The sequence below is a fragment of the Micrococcus sp. 093350064-1 genome, from assembly GCF_053627955.1.
In genome coordinates this window covers 130,133-149,813 of the sequence record NZ_JBSEYU010000004.1, presented here as the reverse complement: position 1 = coordinate 149,813, position 19,681 = coordinate 130,133, and the positions used below count along the sequence as shown (strand labels likewise).

General features: G+C 73.0%; 19 protein-coding genes. 3 read left to right on the top strand and 16 right to left on the bottom strand.

The window, feature by feature from the left end; all coding sequences use genetic code 11:
* Positions 1–9 precede the first annotated feature (9 nt).
* Positions 10–873, bottom strand: coding sequence for a hypothetical protein (locus ACUW6W_RS06105; protein ID WP_454179963.1), 864 nt, complete (start codon positions 871–873; stop codon positions 10–12).
* A gap of 41 nt (positions 874–914) precedes the next feature.
* Here ACUW6W_RS06105 and ACUW6W_RS06100 point away from each other — a divergent pair, with 41 nt between their 5' ends.
* Positions 915–1,847, top strand: coding sequence for an A/G-specific adenine glycosylase (locus ACUW6W_RS06100; RefSeq protein ID WP_454179961.1), 933 nt, complete (start codon positions 915–917; stop codon positions 1,845–1,847).
* A gap of 37 nt (positions 1,848–1,884) precedes the next feature.
* Here the strand turns inward: ACUW6W_RS06100 and ACUW6W_RS06095 are convergent, their stop codons facing one another.
* The 7 genes from ACUW6W_RS06095 to ACUW6W_RS06065 all read right to left on the bottom strand — a co-directional run bounded on the left by ACUW6W_RS06095 (position 1,885) and on the right by ACUW6W_RS06065 (position 8,962).
* Positions 1,885–2,400 carry an amino-acid N-acetyltransferase gene (locus ACUW6W_RS06095; RefSeq protein ID WP_454179960.1) on the bottom strand — a complete coding sequence of 172 codons (516 nt, stop codon included), beginning with the start codon at positions 2,398–2,400 and terminating at the stop codon, positions 1,885–1,887.
* Positions 2,401–2,496: 96 nt separating this feature from the next.
* A complete protein-coding gene (locus ACUW6W_RS06090) occupies positions 2,497–2,679 on the bottom strand; it encodes an Rv0909 family putative TA system antitoxin (RefSeq protein WP_061867596.1) in 183 nt (60 codons plus the stop codon).
* A 326-nt stretch (positions 2,680–3,005) separates the two neighbouring features.
* Positions 3,006–5,561 (bottom strand): ATP-dependent Clp protease ATP-binding subunit, encoded by a 2,556-nt coding sequence (locus ACUW6W_RS06085; protein WP_454179958.1) that lies wholly within the window; start codon positions 5,559–5,561, stop codon positions 3,006–3,008.
* 156 nt (positions 5,562–5,717) lie between these two features.
* Positions 5,718–6,020 carry a histone-like nucleoid-structuring protein Lsr2 gene (locus ACUW6W_RS06080; RefSeq protein WP_036314827.1) on the bottom strand — a complete coding sequence of 101 codons (303 nt, stop codon included), beginning with the start codon at positions 6,018–6,020 and terminating at the stop codon, positions 5,718–5,720.
* A gap of 164 nt (positions 6,021–6,184) precedes the next feature.
* On the bottom strand, positions 6,185–6,424 hold the full coding sequence (locus ACUW6W_RS06075; protein ID WP_454179956.1) for a hypothetical protein: 240 nt from the start codon (positions 6,422–6,424) through the stop codon (positions 6,185–6,187).
* A gap of 1 nt (position 6,425) precedes the next feature.
* Positions 6,426–7,940 (bottom strand): lysine--tRNA ligase, encoded by a 1,515-nt coding sequence (gene lysS, locus ACUW6W_RS06070; RefSeq protein ID WP_144819851.1) that lies wholly within the window; start codon positions 7,938–7,940, stop codon positions 6,426–6,428.
* A 32-nt stretch (positions 7,941–7,972) separates the two neighbouring features.
* Complete coding sequence (locus ACUW6W_RS06065; RefSeq protein WP_192593927.1) at positions 7,973–8,962, bottom strand: 2-hydroxyacid dehydrogenase; 990 nt, start codon at positions 8,960–8,962, stop codon at positions 7,973–7,975.
* Between the two features lie 168 nt (positions 8,963–9,130).
* Here ACUW6W_RS06065 and ACUW6W_RS06060 point away from each other — a divergent pair, with 168 nt between their 5' ends.
* Positions 9,131–11,005 (top strand): MDR family MFS transporter, encoded by a 1,875-nt coding sequence (locus ACUW6W_RS06060; RefSeq protein WP_454179954.1) that lies wholly within the window; start codon positions 9,131–9,133, stop codon positions 11,003–11,005.
* Positions 10,998–11,507 (top strand): MarR family winged helix-turn-helix transcriptional regulator, encoded by a 510-nt coding sequence (locus ACUW6W_RS06055; protein WP_363736334.1) that lies wholly within the window; start codon positions 10,998–11,000, stop codon positions 11,505–11,507. Before ACUW6W_RS06060 ends, ACUW6W_RS06055 begins: the two co-directional genes overlap by 8 nt.
* 39 nt (positions 11,508–11,546) lie before the next feature.
* Here ACUW6W_RS06055 and ACUW6W_RS06050 read toward each other — a convergent pair whose 3' ends face one another.
* The 8 genes from ACUW6W_RS06050 to ACUW6W_RS06015 all read right to left on the bottom strand — a co-directional run bounded on the left by ACUW6W_RS06050 (position 11,547) and on the right by ACUW6W_RS06015 (position 19,529).
* Complete coding sequence (locus ACUW6W_RS06050; RefSeq protein WP_095347114.1) at positions 11,547–13,610, bottom strand: M13 family metallopeptidase; 2,064 nt, start codon at positions 13,608–13,610, stop codon at positions 11,547–11,549.
* A 149-nt stretch (positions 13,611–13,759) separates the two neighbouring features.
* Complete coding sequence (locus ACUW6W_RS06045; RefSeq protein ID WP_036380856.1) at positions 13,760–14,242, bottom strand: SRPBCC family protein; 483 nt, start codon at positions 14,240–14,242, stop codon at positions 13,760–13,762.
* A gap of 47 nt (positions 14,243–14,289) precedes the next feature.
* The gene (locus ACUW6W_RS06040; protein ID WP_136939885.1) at positions 14,290–14,988 is read right to left on the bottom strand and encodes a DNA-3-methyladenine glycosylase; all 699 of its coding nucleotides are present in this window, start codon (positions 14,986–14,988) and stop codon (positions 14,290–14,292) included.
* A complete protein-coding gene (gene panC, locus ACUW6W_RS06035; RefSeq protein ID WP_036338460.1) occupies positions 14,985–16,016 on the bottom strand; it encodes a pantoate--beta-alanine ligase in 1,032 nt (343 codons plus the stop codon). The genes ACUW6W_RS06040 and panC overlap by 4 nt, the downstream gene beginning before the upstream one ends.
* Positions 16,017–16,170: 154 nt before the next feature.
* Entirely contained in the window at positions 16,171–16,869 is a 699-nt protein-coding gene (locus ACUW6W_RS06030; RefSeq protein ID WP_036338457.1) for a DUF3618 domain-containing protein, read from the bottom strand.
* On the bottom strand, positions 16,866–17,333 hold the full coding sequence (locus tag ACUW6W_RS06025) for a phage holin family protein (RefSeq protein WP_036314802.1): 468 nt from the start codon (positions 17,331–17,333) through the stop codon (positions 16,866–16,868). Before ACUW6W_RS06025 ends, ACUW6W_RS06030 begins: the two co-directional genes overlap by 4 nt.
* Positions 17,330–18,145 (bottom strand): CsbD family protein, encoded by an 816-nt coding sequence (locus tag ACUW6W_RS06020; protein WP_363736336.1) that lies wholly within the window; start codon positions 18,143–18,145, stop codon positions 17,330–17,332. Before ACUW6W_RS06020 ends, ACUW6W_RS06025 begins: the two co-directional genes overlap by 4 nt.
* Before the next feature lie 157 nt (positions 18,146–18,302).
* Complete coding sequence (locus tag ACUW6W_RS06015; RefSeq protein WP_044659881.1) at positions 18,303–19,529, bottom strand: glycerophosphodiester phosphodiesterase; 1,227 nt, start codon at positions 19,527–19,529, stop codon at positions 18,303–18,305.
* Positions 19,530–19,681 lie beyond the last annotated feature (152 nt).

The following is a 19,681-nucleotide window of genomic DNA, read 5'->3' as shown; positions in this document are numbered from 1 at the left end:
GCGCCCGGCTCAGCGGGACGGCGACGGCGACGGGTCGGTGGTCGTGGCCGGTGCCGCGGACGGCGAAGCCGACGCCGATGCTGAGGCGGACGCCGAGGCTGAGGCCGACGCCGGAGCTGAGGCGGACGCCGACGGGGAGGCGCTGCCGCTCGAGGAGGGGGTGGCCGAGGAGGGGGTGGCCGAGGAGCCGCCGTCCTGGGCCCCCGGGGCGAGCTCCTCGAGGATCTTCAGCGCGACGGGGCGGGAGGTGACGTCGCCGAGGCTGACCGTCAGCAGATGGGGTCCGGGCTCCGCGAGAGCGCCGAGTCGGCCGCAGTCCTGGCTCGAGGCACGGCCGGACCAGCGGTACACGGCGGTGAGCTCCTCGTGCGGGTACAGCACCCGCTGGGCCTCCGCGGGGTCCGCCTGGCAGATGCGGGTGGAGAAGACGTCGTCGCCCTCGGCCGTGCGGATCCTGAACTCCTGTCGGGCCGTGCCCACATCCGTGCGGCACGGGGTCGAGGAGAGGTTCGTGATGCCCAGGCGCAGCTCGGCCTCCTCGCCCCGCTGGTACTCGGACCGGTCCGCGGAGGCGGTGATCCGCAGGTCCGAGGGCCGGCACTCGGCCGCGTCCTCGAGGGCCACGGTGGGCGAGGCGGAGCCGGACTCGGCGTCCGTCGCCGGGGCGGGCGACGGGGAGTGCACCGGCGTCGGGGCGGCGGAGGGGTCGGCGTCCTCGGAGGAGAAGGCGCCGATCCCGGCGCGGACGAGCGCCACGACGGCCCACCCCACCAGGAGCAGGAGCACGAGGGCGAGCAGGGCGGCCACGAGCCGCCGGCGGCGGTAGACGGCGGGGGACGGCTTCGACCCGGGGGAAGTCGGACGAGACGGCATGCGATCCAGGGTAGGCGGCGGCGCACCCTACAGTGGACGCCATGCCCGCGCCCGCCCCCCTCGTCCCGCCCACGGTGGACGTGCCGCGCCTGCACGACGCGGTGCTGGGCTGGTTCGCCGTCCACGCCCGGGACCTTCCCTGGCGCAGCCCGGACTGCTCCCCGTGGGGCGTGCTCGTCTCGGAGATCATGCTCCAGCAGACACCGGTCGTGAGGGTGCTGCCCCGCTGGCGGGAGTGGCTGGAGCGCTGGCCCACCCCCGCGGACCTGGCCGCCGCCCCCACCGCAGACGTGCTCACGGCCTGGGACCGGCTCGGCTACCCGCGCCGGGCCCTGCGCCTCCAGGAGGCCGCCCGGGCCGTCGTCGAGCGCCACGACGGCCGGGTGCCGGCCGACCCCGCCGACCTGCGCGCCCTGCCCGGCATCGGCGAGTACACGGCCGCGGCGGTCGCGAGCTTCGCGTTCGGCATCCCCGAGACCGTCGTGGACACCAACGTGCGCCGGGTGATCGCGCGCGCGGTCGCGGGTGAGGCCCTGCCCGGCAGGTCGCTGACCCGCGCCGAGATGCGCCGCGCCCAGGCCCTCATGCCCGAGGACCCCACCCGCGCCAACGCGTGGAACGCGGCCGTCATGGAGCTCGGGGCCCTCGTCTGCACCGCCCGCTCCCCCGCCTGCGAGCGCTGCCCCCTGGCGGAGACGTGCGCGTGGGTCGCAGCGGGCTCCCCGCCGCCGGTGGAGGTGCCGCGCGGCCAGGCCTGGGCCGGCACGGACCGTCAGGTGCGCGGGGCCGTGATGGCCGCCGTCCGCGAGCACGGGCGCGTGGCCGAGGCGGAGGTGCCCGCCGTCGTCGTGGCCGGGGGGCGGCTCGGGTCGCACCGCCCCGACGACGCGCAGTGGGCGCGGTGCGTCGCCGGGCTCGTGTCGGACGGGCTGCTGGCCCGGGACGACGACGGCGGCCTCACCTTCCCGGACTGACCTCGCCGGGGCACGGGGCGGCCCGCGGTGCGGCGGATCAGAGGCGGCGGATCATCCGCGTGTTGCCGAGCGTGTTCGGCTTGACCCGGGCGAGGTCCAGGAACTCGGCGACACCCTCGTCCGTGGAGCGCAGCAGTTCCGCGTAGACCTCCGGGTCCACGACGGACTGGTCCGCCATCACCTCGAAACCGTGCCGGCGGAAGAACTCGACCTCGAAGGTCAGGCAGAAGACCCGCTCGACGCCCACGGCCCGCGCACGGTCCAGCAGCTCCTCGATGACCAGGTGCCCGACGCCGGCCCCCCGGTGGGCCTGCGAGACGGCGAGGGTGCGGACCTCGGCGATGTCCTGCCACATCACGTGGAGGGCGCCGAAGCCGGCCAGGGTCCCGTCCGCCTCCTCGGCGACCACGAACTCCTGGATGGCCTCGTAGTAGGCCACAGCCTCCTTCTGGAGCAGCACGCGCTCCCGCGCCAGCGGCTCCACGAGCGCCTGGATGACCGGGACGTCCTGGGTCCGCGCCGAGCGGAGGGTGAGGGGGCGGTCGGCAGGCATGGGGTCCAGTCTAGGCACGGACATCCCGACCCCGGACAGACGGGAGCCCCCGTCCCGGCGGACCGGGCGGGGGTTCCCGCGGCGTCGACGGCAGGCTCAGGCCTGCTGCTCGCCCTCGTCCCCGGACAGGAACTTCTCCTGCGCGCCGTCGACACCCTTGTTCACGGTGTCGCCGTGCTCGCCGAGCTTGTCGCCGTGCTTCTCCTGAGCGTTGTCCACGGCCTCGTCGATCTTGTCCGAGTGCTGGTTTGCGAGGTTGTTCAGGTCACCGATACCCATGGGCGGCCTCCTTCTTCTCGGGGCTGCTCCGCAGCCGTCCCGGCGAGCGCCGGGTCGAGGCGGAGACAGGACCACCGTCGAGCGGTCACAGACCACAGTGGCACCGATCCCGCCGCGAGGGAACCCCTCTCGTGCCTGCGGGGAGGCGGGCCGGTTCAGCGGTCCGTGGAGAGGCCGTCCTTAATGCCAGCGGCGGTGTCGCGGACCTCGGCCTCGGCGTCCCCGCGGGGGCACGACGACGGCCCGCCGCGCCCTCCCCGAGGGGAGGGGCGACGGGCCGTGGGCACCGGACACGCGGTCCGGCGTCGTGGGTCAGGCCCCGCAGGTCACACGGAGCGGTCGGCGTCCACCGGATCGCCGGCACCGGACTCGAGCTCGGCCAGCTCCGCGCCCTCCAGGGCCTCCCGGCCGCCGGAGAACGCGAACGTCAGCTCGGCGCCCTCCCCCTCGCCCGTGGCGTCCACGGTGATGAGGGAGCCGGCCGGGATCTCGCCGAAGAGGATCTTCTCCGAGAGCTGGTCCTCCACCATCTGCTGGATGGTGCGGCGCAGCGGGCGGGCGCCCATGGCCGGATCGTAGCCGCGGTCCGCGAGCAGGTCCTTGGCGGACTGGGTGAGCTCGATGGACAGGTCCTGCTCCGCCAGGCGCTTGCCGAGGCGGGAGACGAACAGGTCCACGATCTCCACGATCTCGTGCTTCTGCAGCTGCGGGAACACGATCACGTCGTCCACACGGTTGAGGAACTCGGGGCGGAAGTGCTGACGCAGCTCCTCCTTGACCTTGCCCTTCATCCGCTCGTACCCGGTGGTGGTGTCCGTGGCCGACTGGAAGCCGGTCATGACGCCCTTGGAGATGTCCCGGGTGCCGAGGTTCGTGGTCATGATGATCACGGTGTTCTTGAAGTCCACCACGCGGCCCTGCGAGTCGGTCAGGCGACCGTCCTCGAGGATCTGCAGCAGGGAGTTGAAGAGGTCCTGATGGGCCTTCTCCACCTCGTCGAACAGCACCACGGAGAACGGACGGCGGCGGACCTTCTCGGTGAGCTGGCCGCCCTCCTCGTAGCCCACGTAGCCGGGAGGGGCGCCGAACAGACGCGAGACGGTGTGCTTCTCCTGGAACTCGGACATGTCGAGCGTGATGAGCGCGTCCTCGTCCCCGAAGAGGAACTCCGCGAGGGACTTGGCCAGCTCCGTCTTGCCGACGCCGGTGGGGCCGGCGAAGATGAACGACCCCGAGGGGCGGTTCGGGTCCTTCAGGCCCGCGCGGGTGCGGCGGATGGCGCGGGACAGGGACTTGATGGCCTCGTCCTGGCCGATCACGCGGCGGTGGAGCTCGTCCTCCATGTTGCGCAGGCGGTCCGTCTCCTCCTCGGTGAGCTTGAACACCGGGATGCCGGTGGACTTGGAGAGCACCTCGGCGATGAGGTCCTCGTCCACCGTGGCGACGTCGGCGTCCGCGCCGGTGCGCCACGCCTGCTCCTTCTCGCGGCGCTCGTCCCCGAGCTGCTGCTCCTGGTCCCGCAGGCGGGCGGCGCCCTCGAAGTCCTGGCCGTCGATGGCGGCCTCCTTCTGGGTGCGCACCTCCGCGATCCGGGACTCGTAGGCCTTGATCTCCGGCGGCACGGTCATGCGACGGATGCGCAGACGCGCGCCGGCCTCGTCGATCAGGTCGATGGCCTTGTCCGGCAGGTGCCGGTCGGAGACGTAGCGGTCCGCCAGGCCGGCGGCGGCCTTGAGCGCGCCGTCCGTGATGGAGACCTTGTGGTGCGCCTCGTAGCGGTCCCGCAGGCCGCGCAGGATCTCCGTGGCGTCCTCGACGGACGGCTCGGCGACCTGGATCGGCTGGAAGCGGCGCTCGAGCGCGGCGTCCTTCTCGATGTGCTTGCGGTACTCGTCCAGCGTGGTGGCGCCGATGGTCTGCAGCTCACCGCGGGCCAGCATCGGCTTGAGGATGCTGGCGGCGTCGATCGCGCCCTCGGCCGCACCCGCCCCGACGAGGGTGTGGATCTCGTCGATGAACAGGATGATGTCCCCGCGCGTGCGGATCTCCTTGAGCACCTTCTTCAGGCGCTCCTCGAAGTCGCCGCGGTAGCGGGAGCCGGCCACGAGGGACCCGAGGTCCAGCGAGTAGAGCTGCTTGTCCCTGAGCGTCTCCGGGACGTCGCCGCGGTCGATCGCCTGGGCCAGGCCCTCGACGACGGCGGTCTTGCCGACGCCGGGCTCGCCGATGAGCACGGGGTTGTTCTTGGTGCGGCGGGAGAGCACCTGCATGACGCGCTCCATCTCACCCGCACGCCCGATGACGGGATCCAGCTTGCCGTCGTGCGCGGCCGCGGTGAGGTTGCGTCCGAACTGGTCCAGCACCACGGAGCCGGCGTTCTGGCCGGCCTCGCCGCCCTGGCCCACCCCGGCGCCGGCGGTCTCCTTGCCGCCCTGGGCACCGCCCTGGTAGCCGGAGAGCAGCTGGATGACCGTCTGACGGACGCGGTTCAGGTCCGCGCCGAGCTGCACGAGCACCTGGGCGGCCACGCCCTCGCCCTCGCGGATCAGGCCGAGCAGGATGTGCTCGGTGCCGATGTAGTTGTGGCCGAGCTGCAGCGCCTCGCGCAGGGACAGCTCGAGCACCTTCTTGGCGCGCGGCGTGAAGGGGATGTGGCCGGGCGGGTTCTGCTGGCCCTGGCCGATGTCCTCCTGCACCTTCTCTCGCACGGCGCCCAGGGAGATGTCCATGGACTCCAGTGCCTTGGCTGCGACGCCCTCACCCTCGTGGATCAGACCGAGCAGGATGTGCTCGGTACCGATGTAGCTGTGGTTGAGCATGCGCGCCTCTTCCTGGGCGAGCACGACCACCCGCCGGGCGCGGTCGGTGAATCTCTCGAACATGGGCACACTCCTTGCGTACGGTCGTGGTCGACACTACGCACCCGGACCGCATGCCGCGCGGCTGTTCGCCAGCGGGAGAAGCGGCCCGGCCGTCGTCGGGAGGGGCCGGAACGAGCCCCGGGGACGCCGATTCCTCGACGCACCCGGGCGGGGCGCTCACTTGCGCTTCGCGTTGCGGTAGGCCTCCACCACGTCGCGGTGCAGACGGCCCCGGCTCGAGACCTCGTAGCCGTTCTCGGCCGCCCACTTGCGGATCTGGGCGGCCTCGACCTTGGGCGACGGCGGCGCCACGGCGCGGCCCTTCTTCATGTAGGGCTTCAGGAACTCACGGAGTTCCGCGGCGTGCTCCTTCGACAGGTCGATCTCGTAATTGCGACCGTCCAATGCGAAGTTCACGGTCTCATCTGCAGGCGAACCGTCAAGATCATCCACGAGGACCACTTCTACCTTCTGTGCCAACGGTGATTCCCACTTTCTTCTCTCGTGCGCGTGTCCCTGGGTTCCGGTCTTCGCTCTCGGGCTTCTTTCCCGCGTGCTCACGATTCCGGCCGTGCACTTGTGGTGATTCAAGAATACCGCAACAAAGCCGGGCAGAAGGATTCTTCAACGCCGGGGAAGGAATCTCAGCGGGCGTGGTCCTCCGGATCGGCCTCCGGCCGGCCCTCGGCTCGGCGTCGGGCCGCCCACTCACGGGCCTCGGCCTCCTCACGGGCCGCCCGCGCGTCCGCGCCCGAGAGCCGGCGGGCCTGACTCTCGCGCTCACCCGTGTCCGAACGCAGCAGGGAGCGCATCACCAGCCAGAAGATGAGCCCGAGGCCGATCGAGGGGGCGAGGACGGAGAAGTAGTCCCAGAAGTCGGCCATGTCAGGCCTCCGGCTTGAGCAGCGGGAAGAGGATGGTCTCGCGGATGCCGGCGTCCGTGAACAGCATCACCAGGCGGTCGATGCCCAGGCCGATGCCGCCCATGGGCGGGGCGCCGTACTCGAGGGCGCGCAGGAAGTCCTCGTCCAGCTGCATGGCCTCGTCGTCGCCGGCGGCCGCCATCGCCGACTGGGCGGTCAGGCGCTCGCGCTGGATGACGGGGTCGATCAGCTCGGAGAACGCGGTGCCGCGCTCCATGCCGCCGATGATCAGGTCCCACGCCTCGATGACCCGGTCCTCCGAGCGGTGCGGGCGCGCGAGCGGCTGGGCGGCCGGCGGGTAGTCGTACACGAACGTGGGGTTCATCAGGGTGGGCTCCACGATCTCACCGAACAGCTCGATCACGAGCTTCTCCGCGTCCCACGCGGGGTCCACCTTGACCTCGTGCTCCGCGGCGATCGCCCGCAGCGTCTCGGCGTCCGTGTCCGGGGTGATCTCGCGGCCCACGGCCTCGGACAGCCCCGGGTACACGGCGACCCAGGCCCACTCGCCGTCGAGGTCGATGACGCCCTTCGCGGTCTCGAGCCGACGCCCGGCGCCCACCGCGTCCGCGGCGTTGAGGATGATCTCCTGCATGCGCTCGGCCATGACGTGCATGTCCGCCCACGCCTCATAGGACTCGAGGGTGGTGAACTCGGGCGAGTGGGTCGAGTCCACGCCCTCGTTGCGGAACACGCGGCCGATCTCGAACACGCGGTCGATGCCGCCGACGACGGCGCGCTTGAGGTACAGCTCGGTGGCGATGCGCAGGGTCATCGGCTGGTCGAACGCGTTGAGGTGCGTCTCGAAGGGACGTGCGAGGGCGCCGCCGTGGACCAGCTGGAGCATCGGGGTCTCCACCTCCACGTAGCCGTGGCCCTCGAGGGTGCGCCGCACCGCCGAGGTGACCTTGGCCCGGGTGTAGACCATGCGGCGGGCCTCCTCGCGCACGATCAGGTCCGCGTAGCGCTGGCGGACGCGGGTCTCCTCGTTCAGGTCCGCGTGCAGCACGGGCAGGGGGCGCAGCGCCTTGGAGGCCATCTCCCACGCCGAGGCCATGATGGACAGCTCGCCGCGGCGCGAGACGATCACCTCGCCGGTGACGGAGAGGAAGTCGCCCAGGTCCACGACCTTCTTCCACTCGGCCAGGGACTCCTCACCGACGGCGGCCAGGGACACCATGACCTGGAGGCGGACGGCCTCCCCGTCCGCACCGGACTCCTGCAGGGTGGCGAAGCAGAGCTTGCCGGTGTTGCGGAGGAAGACGACGCGCCCGGTCACCGACACGGTCTCGCCCGAGGTCCAGTCGGGCTCGTGGCCGTCGAACCGCTCACGCACCTCGGCCAGCGCGTGGGTGCGCGGCACCTGCACGGGGTAGGCCTCGCGGCCCGAGGCGAGCAGCTGCTCACGCTTGGCGGCGCGGACGGCCTGCTGATCGTGGTGGTCGACGGCGGCGGAGGCGGAGTTCTCGGTGGTCACGGTTCCCGAGTCTACCGACGGCGCCCCGCCGGTCAGCCGCGCACCTCGGGGTTGACGAGGGCCGGGACCTCCGCGCCCGTGGCCATGGCGATCGCGTTGCGCGCGGCCAGCTCGGCCATCGCGGCGCGGGTGTCCCGGGTGGCGGAGCCCAGATGCGGCAGGAGCATCACGTTCTCCAGCTCGGCCAGGCCCGGGGCGAGGGCGGGCTCGTCCTCGTAGACGTCCAGACCGGCGCCGAAGAGCCGCCCCTCGCGCAGGGCGGTGACGAGGGCCGCCTCGTCCACCACGGGGCCGCGGGCCGTGTTGACGAGGACGGCGTCGTCCTTCATCTTCGCGATCACGTCTGCATCCACGAGGTGGTGGGTGTCGTCCGTCAGGGGCACGTGGAGGGACAGGACGTCCGCGACCTCGACGAGCTCCTCCCAGCGGACCTGACGGACGCGCCCAGCGAGGTCGCCGAGCTCCTCGGCCGCGACCTCCCGGTGCGCGGGCGGCCGCGGCGCGAACACGACGTCCATGCCGAAGGCGAGCGCGCGCTCGGCCACCGCTTTGCCGATCCGCCCGAAACCGGCCAGGCCCAGGGTCGCGCCGCGCACGTCCCGGCCCACGAGCAGGTCCGGCGCCCAGCCGTGGAAGCGCCCCTCGCGCACCATCCGCTCACCCTCGTGGGCGCGGCGGGTCACACCGAGGATCAGGAGCATCGCGATGTCCGCGGTGGCGTCCGTGAGCACGTCCGGGGTGTTGCCGACGGCGATCCCCCGCCGCGTCGCGGCGGCCACGTCCACGTTGTTGTAGCCGACCGCGTAGTTGGCGATGCCCCTGATCCGCGCGTCGGCGAGCACGCCGGCGGTGAACTTCTGGTCCAGGGCCGAGACGACGACGTCGTAGTCCCCCGAGGCCACCAGCCGCGCGAGCGCGGCGTCCCCTCCGACGTCGGCGCCGTCCACCACCTCTCCGGCCGCGCGCAGCATCCCGAGCCCGGGCTCGGGGAGGCGGGTCATGAGCAGGAAACGGGGGGTCACGGCGGGGCCTCACTCTCGGATCGGGGCGGGGAGGACGGGGCGTCGTCCGGCGTGACCAGGCTAACCGCGGAGGGCGGGTGCGGCCCGGGCCGACGCCCCTTATGATTGACTCTCGTCAATCATTGACTCATGTCAATCATCGCGCCGCCCCTCCCGCCGAAGGACCCCATGACCCCGACCTCCCCCGCCCCCGAGGCCGTCGCTCCGGCCAGCGCCCCCTCGCTCGAGCGCGCCGCCGCCGACGCCGCGCGCCACCGCTCCGTGCTCCAGGCCCTGACCGGCCTCCTGCTGGGCATGTTCGTCTCGATGATCGCCAACACGGTGGTCTCGACGTCCCTGCCGGTGATCATCAGCGACGTCGGCGGCGACCAGTCGTCCTACACGTGGGTGGTCACCGCCTCCCTGCTCGCCACCGCCATCTCGACGCCCGTGTGGGGCAAGCTGGCCGACCTCATGAACCGCAAGCTGCTGTTCCAGGTGGCCATCGTGATCTTCACCCTCGCCACCGCGGCGGCCGGCTTCACCCACGACCCGGACTTCCTGATCGCGTGCCGCACGGTCCAGGGGCTGGGCGGCGGCGGCCTGGTGGCCCTCAGCCAGGTGATCATGGCGGACATCATCAGCCCCCGCGAGCGCGGCCGGTACATGGGCCTGTTCGGCGCCGTCATGGCCGTGGCCACCGTGGGAGGCCCCCTGGCCGGCGGCGTGATCACCGACCTGTGGGGCTGGCGGTGGAACTTCTTCGTGTCCCTGCCGTTCGCCGTCGCGGCCCTCGTGATGGTCCAGCGCACGCTGCACCTGCCGCCCCGCGAGCGCGGCCGGGTCCGCGTGGACGTGGTGGGCACGGCGCTGCTCGCCGCGGCCACCTCGCTGCTGCTGATCTGGGTCACCAACGGCGGCACCCAGTTCGAGTGGGCCAGCACGACGACGGCGTGGATGCTCGGCGGCGTCCTCGTGGCGACGGTGCTGTTCATCGTCGTGGAGCTGCGGGTGGCCGAGCCGCTGATCCCGCTGACGCTGTTCCGCGACCGCACGTTCACCCTCGCCACCGTGGCCTCGATCGCCACGGGCCTGGCCATGTTCGGCTCGTCCGTCTACCTGGCGCAGTACATGCAGCTGGCCCGCGGCGCCACGCCCACCGAGGCCGGCCTCATGACCATCCCCATGATCATCGGCCTGCTGGTCTCCTCCACCTGGGTCGGGCGGATCATCACCCGCACGGGCGAGTGGAAGGGCTGGGTCGTGTTCGGCGCGGTCCTGCTCATCGCGGGCACGGGCCTGCTGGGGTCGCTGCACTACGACACCCCGTTCGCGCTCGTCTCCCTGTACATGCTGCTGCTCGGCGCCGGCGTCGGCATGACCATGCAGAACCTCGTGCTGGTCGTGCAGAACACCACCGACCCGCGGCAGATGGGCGTGGCCAGCTCGGGCGTCACCTTCTTCCGCACGCTCGGCGGCAGCGTCGGCGTCACGGCGATGGGCGCCGTCGTGGCGAACGTGGTCTCCCACCGGGTCGAGGAGCGCCGCGCGGACATCGCGGCCACGCTCCAGGGCCTGGGTCCCGACGGCGCCGAGTGGGCCCAGCGCCTGGGCTCGGGGGCGCTGCCCCGCGTCGCCGAGATGCCCGACTCGCTGCGGGTGATCTTCGAGGACGTCTACGCGCAGGGCATCGCCCTCGCCTTCCTCGTGGCCGTGCCCCTCGCAATCGTCGCGCTGATCGCGATCCTGTTCCTGCCGAACATCCCGCTGGGTCGCATGACCACCTCCGAGCGCCTCCACGCCACCCGCGCCGACCTGGCCACCCACTCCACGGCCGAGGCCATGCAGACGCTGCCCGCGACCGGTCCGATCCCCGTGGTGACCGCGGCGCAGGGGCAGCATCCCGCCGAGGACCCGGAGGAGTCCCGGGCGGTGGCGGCCGAGCGCCCGGCGACGGCGTCGCCGGTGGCCGGCCGGCCCGTCGTCCCCGCGGCGCTGGCCGTGGCGGGGACGGCCCTGCTGGCGGCCGTCGTCACCGCGCTGGTCCGGGCCCGCCGTGGCTGACGGCGCCCCGGACCCGGGCAGAGGCGGCGACGACGCGGGCTTCGAGGCCGCCGTCCAGGGGCTCGAGCAGGCGTTCTCGCGTCTGGTCCTGCAGCACCGCCAGGTGATGGTCCGCTACGCGGCGGCCCTCAGCCCGGCCCTGTCCGTCGGGGCGATGAAGGCGTTCATGATGCTGGCCAACGAGGGGACCATGACGCCCTCGGCCGTGGCCGAGGGCCTGCTGGTGGACCGCGCCCAGGTCTCCCGCATGGTCCGCGACCTCGAGGCCGCCGGGCTGATCACCCGAGAGCCGGACCCGCGGGACCGCCGCTCCGCCCTCCTGAGCGCCAGCCCCGAGGGGCTCGCCCGCCTCGACGCGGTGCGCGGCGGCCCGGCGGGTCGCGGGCTGCGCGACGACCTGGCGCGCTGGGACCGCGAGGACATCCGGACGCTGACGCGCCTGCTGGACCGGCTGGCCGCCGAGCGTCAGACCCGGATGCAGGGCCCCGCCGAGTCCGAGTGAGCCGCCGGCCGGACCCGCGGGCCCGGCCGGCGGGCGGGATCACCAGATGGTGACGCGCTCCTCCGGGGCCAGCCACATGGGATCCCCCTCGCGCGTGCCGAACGCCTCGTGGAAGGCGTCGATGTTCTTGACCACCTGGTTGCAGCGGAACTCGTTGGGCGAGTGCGGGTCCGAGGCGATGCGGGTGACCATGGCCTCCGGTCGCGTGAGCTGACGCCACACGGTGGCCCAGGCGGTGAAGAACTCGCGGTCCCCCGCCGCGGCGTCGAGGGAGGCGCCGTCGCCCTCGTCCCGCCAGATCTCCAAGGCGCGGTGGGCGATGCCCAGGCCGCCGAGGTCGCCGATGTTCTCCCCCAGGGTGAACTCGCCGTTGACGCGGTGGTCCGGGGCCTCGGCCGGGGAGAGCGCGTTGTACTGGGCCACCAGCCGGGAGGTGCGCTCGGTGAACGCCGCGCGGTCCTCCTCGGTCCACCAGTCCTCGAGCCGACCGGCGCCGTCGTACCGCGAGCCCTGGTCGTCGAAGCCGTGGCCGATCTCGTGGCCGATCACGGCGCCGATCGCCCCCAGGTTCGCGGCCATCGAGGCCTCGGGGTCGAAGAACGGGGGCTGCAAAATGGCGGCCGGGAAGACGATCGCGTTCTCGAGCGGGGAGTAGTACGCGTTCACCGTCTGCGGCGTGATGTGCCACTCCTCCGGGTCCGGCCCGTCCGCGATCTTGCGCAGGTCCCGCTCCCACTCGAGCTCCGAGGAGGAGCGGGCGTTGCCCAGCAGGTCGCCGGCGTGGACCTCGAGGGCGGAGTAGTCCAGCCACTTCGAGGGGTAGCCCACCATGGGGCGGAACATCGCCAGCTTCTCGAGCGCCCGCTGACGGGTCTCCTCGCCCATCCACTCGAGCTCCTCGATGGACCGGCGATAGGCCTCCTGGAGCAGGCCCACGAGCTCGTCCATCGCGGCCACGTGGCCCTGCGGGAAATGGCGGGCCACGTAGAGCTGCGCCACGTCCTCGCCGGCCGCCCCGTTGACGAACGCGACCGCGCGCTTCCAGCGGGGGCGGACCTCCTCGGTGCCGGCCAGGCGGCGGCCGTAGAAGGAGAAGTTCTCCTGCACGAACGCGTCCGGCAGGAAGCCGGCGAAGGAGCGCAGCACCTGCAGGATCAGCCAGTGACGCCAGTCCTCGAGGTCGGCGGCCTCGGGTCCCTCGAGCAGCCCCTGCACACCGGAGAGGAAGTCCGGCTGCCACACCACGACCTCCGCGGCGCGCTCGCCGGCGGCGTCCACGCCCTCGAGCCACGCGTCGGCCAGGGGGAAGAGCTCCGTCAGCCGGTCGTGGGTCATGGGGTTGTAGCGGGCCACGGCGTCCCGGCTGCGGACCAGGTCCCAGTGCAGGGCGGCGATGCGCTTCTCCAGCTCCACCACCCGGACGCCCAGCGCGGCGGCCTCGTCCCGGTCCGCGCCGATCCCGGCCAGCGCCAGCAGACGGCCGGTGTGCTCGGTGTACTGCTCGAGGATCTCGGCGTAGGCCTCGTCCCGGTAGTAGGACTCGTCCGGCAGGCCCAGGCCGCCCTGGAGCAGGTGCAGGAGCATGCGGTCCGGGTTCCCGGCGTCGTTGAGGGCGCCGGTGTTGATGAGGCCGGAGACGCCCTGGCGCTGCAGTCGCCCGGACAGGGCGAGCAGCTCCGCGGGGGTGGACACGGTGGCCACCGCCGCCAGGTCCGAGGCGATCGGCTCGAGGCCGCGGGCCTCCACGGTCTCGTCGTCCATGAACGAGGCGTACAGCGCGGCGATCCGGCGCTTGAGCTCCGGATGCTCCGTGCCCTCCGCGTCCTCCTCGTCCAGCGGGGCGAGCGGGACGTCCCGGTGCGCGCCGGCCGCGGCCGTGGCCTGCACGCGCGCCTGGGCGGGGTCGAAGCCCGTGCCGACCTCGCGCACGGCGTCCTCGCACAGGTGCCGGACGGCGAGCTCGGCCGCGTCCCGCAGCTCGAGGAACGCGCCGTAGGCGCCCTGGTCCGCGGGGATCTCGTGGGTGTCCAGCCACCCGGCGTTGACGTGGCGGTACAGGTCCTCGCGCGGCGACGGGACTTCGGGCTCGGCGGTGGCGGTCACGGCGGATCCTCCTGGACGTGGGGGTGGACGGTCTCGCACGGCACTCTAGCCGTGACACCGGACACGACGACGGGCACCGCACCCTGGCCGGGTGCGTGCCCGTCGTCGAGGGGACGGCCAGCCCGGAGGCCGCCGTCGGGAGGCGGGGGTCAGCCGACCTCGGCGGCCAGCTTCGCGAGCGACTCCTCCATCTGCTCCTCGGACACCATCGGGAAGAGGTTCTTCGCCAGCAGCTCCGGGTCGGTCACGGCGGTCCAGTCGTAGGTGAGGGACACGACCGTGCTGCCGGAGCCGTTGTCCTCGAGCCGGTAGACCCACTGCCAACCCTTGGGCTCGGTGCCGGCGGGGGCGGTCTTCCAGCCGACCAGCTTGTTCGGGTCGTAGGCGACCACGTGATTGTCGGTCTGGTAGTCGCCACCCATGTGCTCCGCGTGCATGTTCATGGTGAACACGTCGCCGACCTTCTGGATGCGCTGGGTCTTGTCGTCGGACTGCACCATGCCCGAGCCGTCGAACTTCGCGTGGTTCGCGGGCAGGGTCAGGAAGTCGAACACGTCCTTGGCGGACGCGTCGATGGTCCGGGTGACGGTCTGCTGGGTCTCGCCGTGGGCGGTCTTGTTCATCTCGGTCATGGGATCAACCTAGGCACGGGGCCGGGGCGGTCGACAAGGTCTGGGGGTCAGTCCGGCACGTTGCGGCCACGCCGGAACGCGGACACGCTGCGGTGGCCGGCCACGCTGAACCGCCACGGGAAGCGCACGGAGCCGCCCTCCCCCGAGACGCCGACGCGCGGGCCCGTCACGACCTCGATCGGCGGCTCGGCCGGATCGCGGGGCGCGGGCGGGGCCAGGAGGAAGCGGGCGGGCGCGGCCGGCGCGGCGAGGCGGGCCGAGGTGCCACCGTCGTCGGCCACCTCCGGCGGCGCGGCGACGATCTCCACGGGCGCGTGGCCCATCTCCAGGGTGATGCCGAGGCCCTGGCCGAGGTTGCCCGGGCCGGAGAGCAGCTTGGGGCCGGTGTCCCGGCCACGGCGGGCCACCGCGAGGTCCCCTCCCGCGAGCACCTCGGCCGCACGCAGCAGCACACCGCCGGCCTCCCCCTCGGGGTGGCCGACCAGGTTCAGGCAGCGGTGGATGCCGTAGTTCAGGTACACGTACGTGCGCCGCGGCGGCCCGAACAGCGCGGCATTGCGCTCGGTGCGACCGCGGAACGAGTGGGCGCCGGGGTCCGCGCCCGCGTTCCCGTACGCCTCGGTCTCGGTCAGCCGCACGGTGACGGCGCCGTCCGGGGCGACGACGGTCAGCCGGCACCCCAGCAGCGTCGCGGCGAGCGTGGGCGAGGGGCTGTCGAAGGCGGCGGCGAGACGCTCCGGGGTCACGGCAGGGGCCCCGCGGCGGGCAGCACCATGGTGTCGATCAGCCGGACGGGCGGCACGTGCGCGGCCACGAGGGCGAGGGCCTCGCGGCGCAGCGGCTGGCACAGCAGCTCCGGACCGAGCTCGGCGAAGGTGTCCCGGTCCACCACCACGAGGTGGTCCAGCTCGACGCCCGGCTCGTCCTCGACCATCCGGCGCGCGGCCTGGACGTCGACGGGTTCACCGGACGCCGCGGCGTCGGCCAGGGAGCGCAGGGCGCGGCTGAGGACGAGCGCGTGCTCCAGGCCCGCGGCGTCCAGGCGGGTGTTGCGGCTGGAGAGCGCGAGGCCCTCGGGCGAGCGGACGATGGGCACGGCGCGGACGTCGACGTCGATGTCGAGGTCCGTGGCCAGGCGGCGCAGGACGGTGAGCTGCTGCGCGTCCTTCTGGCCGAAGTAGCTGCGCAGGACCGGCGCCGCCGGGCGCACGATGTTCCACAGCTTCGCCACGACGGTGGCCACGCCGTCGAAGTGGCCCGGGCGGGAGGCGCCCTCGAGGACCTCCCCCATGCGGCCGGCGGAGACGGTGACGATCGGCGCGTCCGGGTAACCCGGGTACATCTCCTGCACGTCCGGGGCGAACACGACGTCGGCGCCCGCCGCCGCCAGCAGGTCCAGGTCCGCGTCGAGGGTGCGCGGGTAGTGCTCCAGGTCGGCCGGATCGCCGAACTGGAGCGGGTTCACGAAGATGCTGACCGCGACGACGTCGTTCTCGGCGCGGGCCCGCCGCACCAGGGCCGCGTGGCCGCCGTGGAGGGCGCCCATCGTGGGGATCAGGCCGACGGTGACGGGCTCGGCGTCGCCGTCGTCCGTGGCGTGGGCGACGAGCTCACGGAGAGCGGAGCGCATCTCGGCGACGGTCCGGGCCAGACGCGGGCGCGCGGAGACGCCGTCGGCCTCGGCCGTCACGGGAGCGGGGAGGGCGTCCTCGAGGGTCAGGCCGGTGCCGGCGGGGACGGGGCGCTGGTCGGGGACGCGGTCGAGAGGGGTCACCCTCCGAGTCTAGGCACGGGGCCTCGGGGAGGACTTCCGCCTCACCACGCGCATCTGGTCCAAGGCCTGAGCCGCGGGCCGGATTCGGCCCCACCACGCGCGACGCCGGCCAGTCCCGTCAACGGGACCGGCCGGCGTCGTGCTCGGGTCGGGCTCAGGCGTCCTTCGCGGTGTCCTTCACCTGGCGGGCGGCGTCCTGGGACTCCGCCTTGAGGTCCTGCGCCGTGTCCGTGCCCTGCTCCTTGAGGTGGGAAGCGGCCTCGGCAGCCGACTCCTTCACGCTCCCGGCGGCCTCGCGGGCGGCGGGCTCGAGGTCCTCGCGCAGCTGCTGGGCGGCCTGCTTGGCCTCGTCCACCAGCGGGGCGGCCTGCTCCTTGAGGCCCTCCGCGGCGCGCTGCTCCACGCGTGAGGCGGGGATCAGCGAGCTGAGCAGCAGGCCGGCGCCGAAGGCGATCAGCCCGGCGGCCAGCGGGTTGCCCGCGGTGCGGCCGCGCAGCTGAGCCGGGGCCTGCTGCAGGGCGAGCTGGGCGTCGTCGGCCCACTCGGACACGCGGTCGCCGGCATCGCCCAGGCGGTCCTGGGCCTGGCCGGCAGCGTCGTACGCGGAGGCCCGGGCGTCGTCGATCACCCCGTGGGCGCGATCGCCCAGCGAGGGCTCGTGGCGGTGCTGCTCCGGGGAGCCCATGATGTTCTCCTTCGCGTGGATGAAGCCGTCCTTGATGCGGTTGGTCTGCCGGGACACGGCCTTCGTGGGGCTCACCTTCTCGGCGAGGGCGTCCACGTCCTGGCCGAGCTCGCGGCGCGTACGCTCGATGTCGGCGCGGATCTCATCGGGGTTGTTGCTCGTGGTCATCGCGTCTCCTTCGCGGGGTTCAGGGTCTCGGGGATCTCCTGAAGCGTCTCCTGGGTCTGCGGCAGACCCTTGATCTTCTCGATGTCCTTCTTGCCCTGCACGGCCAGCACGGCCGCCACGACGCCCCACAGCACGGCCACGATCAGCGCGGCCCAGCCGATCGGCAGGAACACGTCGAGCAGGTGCATCAGGGCGAGGGACAGGAACATCAGCAGGAAGAAGCCGCCGACGGCGGCGCCGGCCAGCAGCCCCGCCCCCTTGCCGGCCTTCTTCGCGGACTCGGTGGCCTCGGCCTTGGCCAGGGCGATCTCCTGGCTGACCAGCGTCGACAGCTTGGCCGACAGGCTCTGGAACATCTCGCCGAGGCTCTCGTGCTCGGCGCGGAACTCCGCCTGCGTGGGCGGCGGGGTGTGCGCGCCGGAGTGCGGCGTCGCGTCGCGGAACGGCTCGTGGGCGGTGCTCATGCGTCACCCCCGGGCCGGGTCTGGTCGAACGGCCGCTCGGCGGTCAGGCCCTGCTGGACCGGTGCCTGCGTGCCGTACGGGACGTCCCCGACGCCGGCCGCGCGGCGGGGCCCGGCGCCGTCCGCGACGCGGCCGTCGGCCTGGGAGAGCGAATCGCTCGAGTAGGCCGGGGCCTGCGAGTCCAGGTGGTGCGGAGTCACGTCCGCGTGCACCGCGTCCGGACCGGTCTCGTGACGGCGCGGCGAGGTGGAGGCGGTGGAGTCGGGCTGGGCGGCGTCGCGGATGCCGCGCGTCAGTCGACCGGCCACCAGCCCGGCGCCCAGGGCGAGGGCCAGGAACGTGCCCGGACGGCGAGCGGCGAAGCCGCGCACGTCCTGCAGCAGGTCCTGCGGGGAAGCGGTCTCCAGGCGCTGGGTCAGGGCCTCGGCACGGTCCGCCACCGAGGCGACGCCCTGGCGCACCAAATCGGTCTGCGGCTGCTCACCGGAGACCACGCGGTGCAGGTCGTCGGTGTAGCTGCGCACCTGGCCCGCGAGCCGCTCCTGCTGGGTCTGCACCTGCGCGCCGACCTGCTCCTGGGCGGAGCCGACCAGCGACTGCACCTGGTCAGCGGCCTCGTCCTTCACCTGGCCGGCCTCGTGCTTGGCGGTGGCCGCGAGGTCCTGGGCCTTGTCCTTGGCGTCGTGGGCCACGGCCTTCGCCTGGCCCTGGGCCTCGCCCGCGGCCTGCTGGGCCTTGCCCTTCGCCTGGTCCTTGGCGTCACGGCCCTCGGCTGAGGAGCCGTGGGCGTTCTTCGGCGTGTTCGTCGTCATGCTGTGCCTTCCTTCGTCCGGGTCGGCGTCCCTCATGGCCGGCCCTTCTGGCCGTCCACGTCACCGGGTCCACCGGTCTTGAGCGCCAAGGTAAGCACCGCAGGGACCCTGCCGGAAGACCTCGGGTCCGCCGGGATCGTCTCCGGTCGGGACGGGGTCAGCGCACCTTCAGGCCCCGCTGGGCGGTCTTGCCGACGCCCCGGCCCGGGTGCTCCTTCTTGCCCTGCATCCAGACGTCCACGGCCTGCACGCCGAGGTCGGGGTGGTCGGTGAAGAAGCCGTCGATGCCGGCGTCGAGGAACGGCTGGATCATGCCGACCATGTCGCCCTGTGCGTTCCGGTCCGTGGAGGAGCGGAACTCCGTGTAGAGGAACTGGTTCTCGGCGCGGAAGGTGTACGGCACCACCTCGAGGCCCGCGCGGTGGGCGAGGGAGACGAACGCGGTCTCCTCGCCCATCGAGCCGTCCTTCTCCTTGGTGATGATCTGCGCGAAGGCCGGGCCGAGCGTGTCGACGCCGGCCGCGCGGATCTCGCGCATGCCCGCGGCGGTCTCGTAGAAGTCGTAGTCGCGGAGTTCGTCGCCGGCGGCCACGGAGTCATAGGGTGCGCCGGTGACGCTGGAGAGGAACACCGTCTCGGCCTTGAGGCCGAGGTTCTCGTTGAGATCGCGCAGGTTGGCGAGTTCGAAGGACTGCACGGTGGCGGGGGCGTTGCGCTTGTTCAGGCCGTGCTCGTCGAGCAGCTCGACGACGCGCTCCTCCATGGACAGGCCGATGGAGTCGAAGTAGGTGGGGTGCTTGATCTCGGGGATGACGCCGATCTCGCGGCCGTGCCGGGCCGAGAGGCGCTCCCGCAGCTCGAGCACCTCCTCGAAGGTGGGCACCTGGTACCGGCCGTCGTAGGACGCGGACTCGGGGCGGACCTGCGGCAGGCGCTCCTTGGCGCGCAGGGTCTTGAGCTCGGCGAGGGTGAAGTCCTCGGTGAACCAGCCGGTGAGGGCCACGCCGTCGACGACCTTGGTGGTCCTGCGGTCCGCGAACTCGGGTCGCTGGGCGACGTCCGTGGTGCCGTCGATCAGGTTCTCGTGGCGGACCACGAGCACGCCGTCCTTGGTGGAGACCAGGTCCGGCTCGATCACATCCGCGCCCTGGGCGGCGGCCAGCTCGTAGGCGGCCAGGGTGTGCTCGGGGCGGTAGCCGGAGGCACCACGATGACCCACGACGTCGGGACGCACCACGGGCTTGCCCGTGACGGACTGCGCGGCGGCCGGGGTCTCCGTTGCGGCGGGGGCGGCGACGGCCGGGGCGGCCAGCGGGGCGCTGACGGCGACGGCGGCGGCGAGGGCCACGAGGCCGCGGGCGGCGTGACGACGGACGGAGGTCATGGAACGGTCCTTTCCGGGAGGGGGATGACCGCTCCAGTGGGCCAGATCCGGGTGTCGGCCGGGTGGCCCCCCTCCGGCCACAGCCGGCCCGTCCGGTGAACAGCCGGTGACGGGCGGCTGATCGGAGAGGTTCAGCCGCCCGTCACGATGCG

Bases quoted from the DNA above. Each gene is read 5' to 3' on its own strand.
- ACUW6W_RS06060 (WP_454179954.1), top strand. From the start codon at position 9,131: ATGACCCCGACCTCCCCCGCCCCCGAGGCCGTCGCTCCGGCCAGCGCC.
- ACUW6W_RS06015 (WP_044659881.1), bottom strand. From the start codon at position 19,529: ATGACCTCCGTCCGTCGTCACGCCGCCCGCGGCCTCGTGGCCCTCGCC.
- ACUW6W_RS06025 (WP_036314802.1), bottom strand. From the start codon at position 17,333: ATGAGCACCGCCCACGAGCCGTTCCGCGACGCGACGCCGCACTCCGGC.
- ACUW6W_RS06100 (WP_454179961.1), top strand. From the start codon at position 915: ATGCCCGCGCCCGCCCCCCTCGTCCCGCCCACGGTGGACGTGCCGCGC.
- ACUW6W_RS06075 (WP_454179956.1), bottom strand. From the start codon at position 6,424: ATGGCCGACTTCTGGGACTACTTCTCCGTCCTCGCCCCCTCGATCGGC.
- ACUW6W_RS06090 (WP_061867596.1), bottom strand. From the start codon at position 2,679: ATGGGTATCGGTGACCTGAACAACCTCGCAAACCAGCACTCGGACAAG.
- ACUW6W_RS06095 (WP_454179960.1), bottom strand. From the start codon at position 2,400: ATGCCTGCCGACCGCCCCCTCACCCTCCGCTCGGCGCGGACCCAGGAC.
- ACUW6W_RS06030 (WP_036338457.1), bottom strand. From the start codon at position 16,869: ATGACCACGAGCAACAACCCCGATGAGATCCGCGCCGACATCGAGCGT.
- ACUW6W_RS06085 (WP_454179958.1), bottom strand. From the start codon at position 5,561: ATGTTCGAGAGATTCACCGACCGCGCCCGGCGGGTGGTCGTGCTCGCC.
- ACUW6W_RS06020 (WP_363736336.1), bottom strand. From the start codon at position 18,145: ATGACGACGAACACGCCGAAGAACGCCCACGGCTCCTCAGCCGAGGGC.
- ACUW6W_RS06105 (WP_454179963.1), bottom strand. From the start codon at position 873: ATGCCGTCTCGTCCGACTTCCCCCGGGTCGAAGCCGTCCCCCGCCGTC.
- ACUW6W_RS06045 (WP_036380856.1), bottom strand. From the start codon at position 14,242: ATGACCGAGATGAACAAGACCGCCCACGGCGAGACCCAGCAGACCGTC.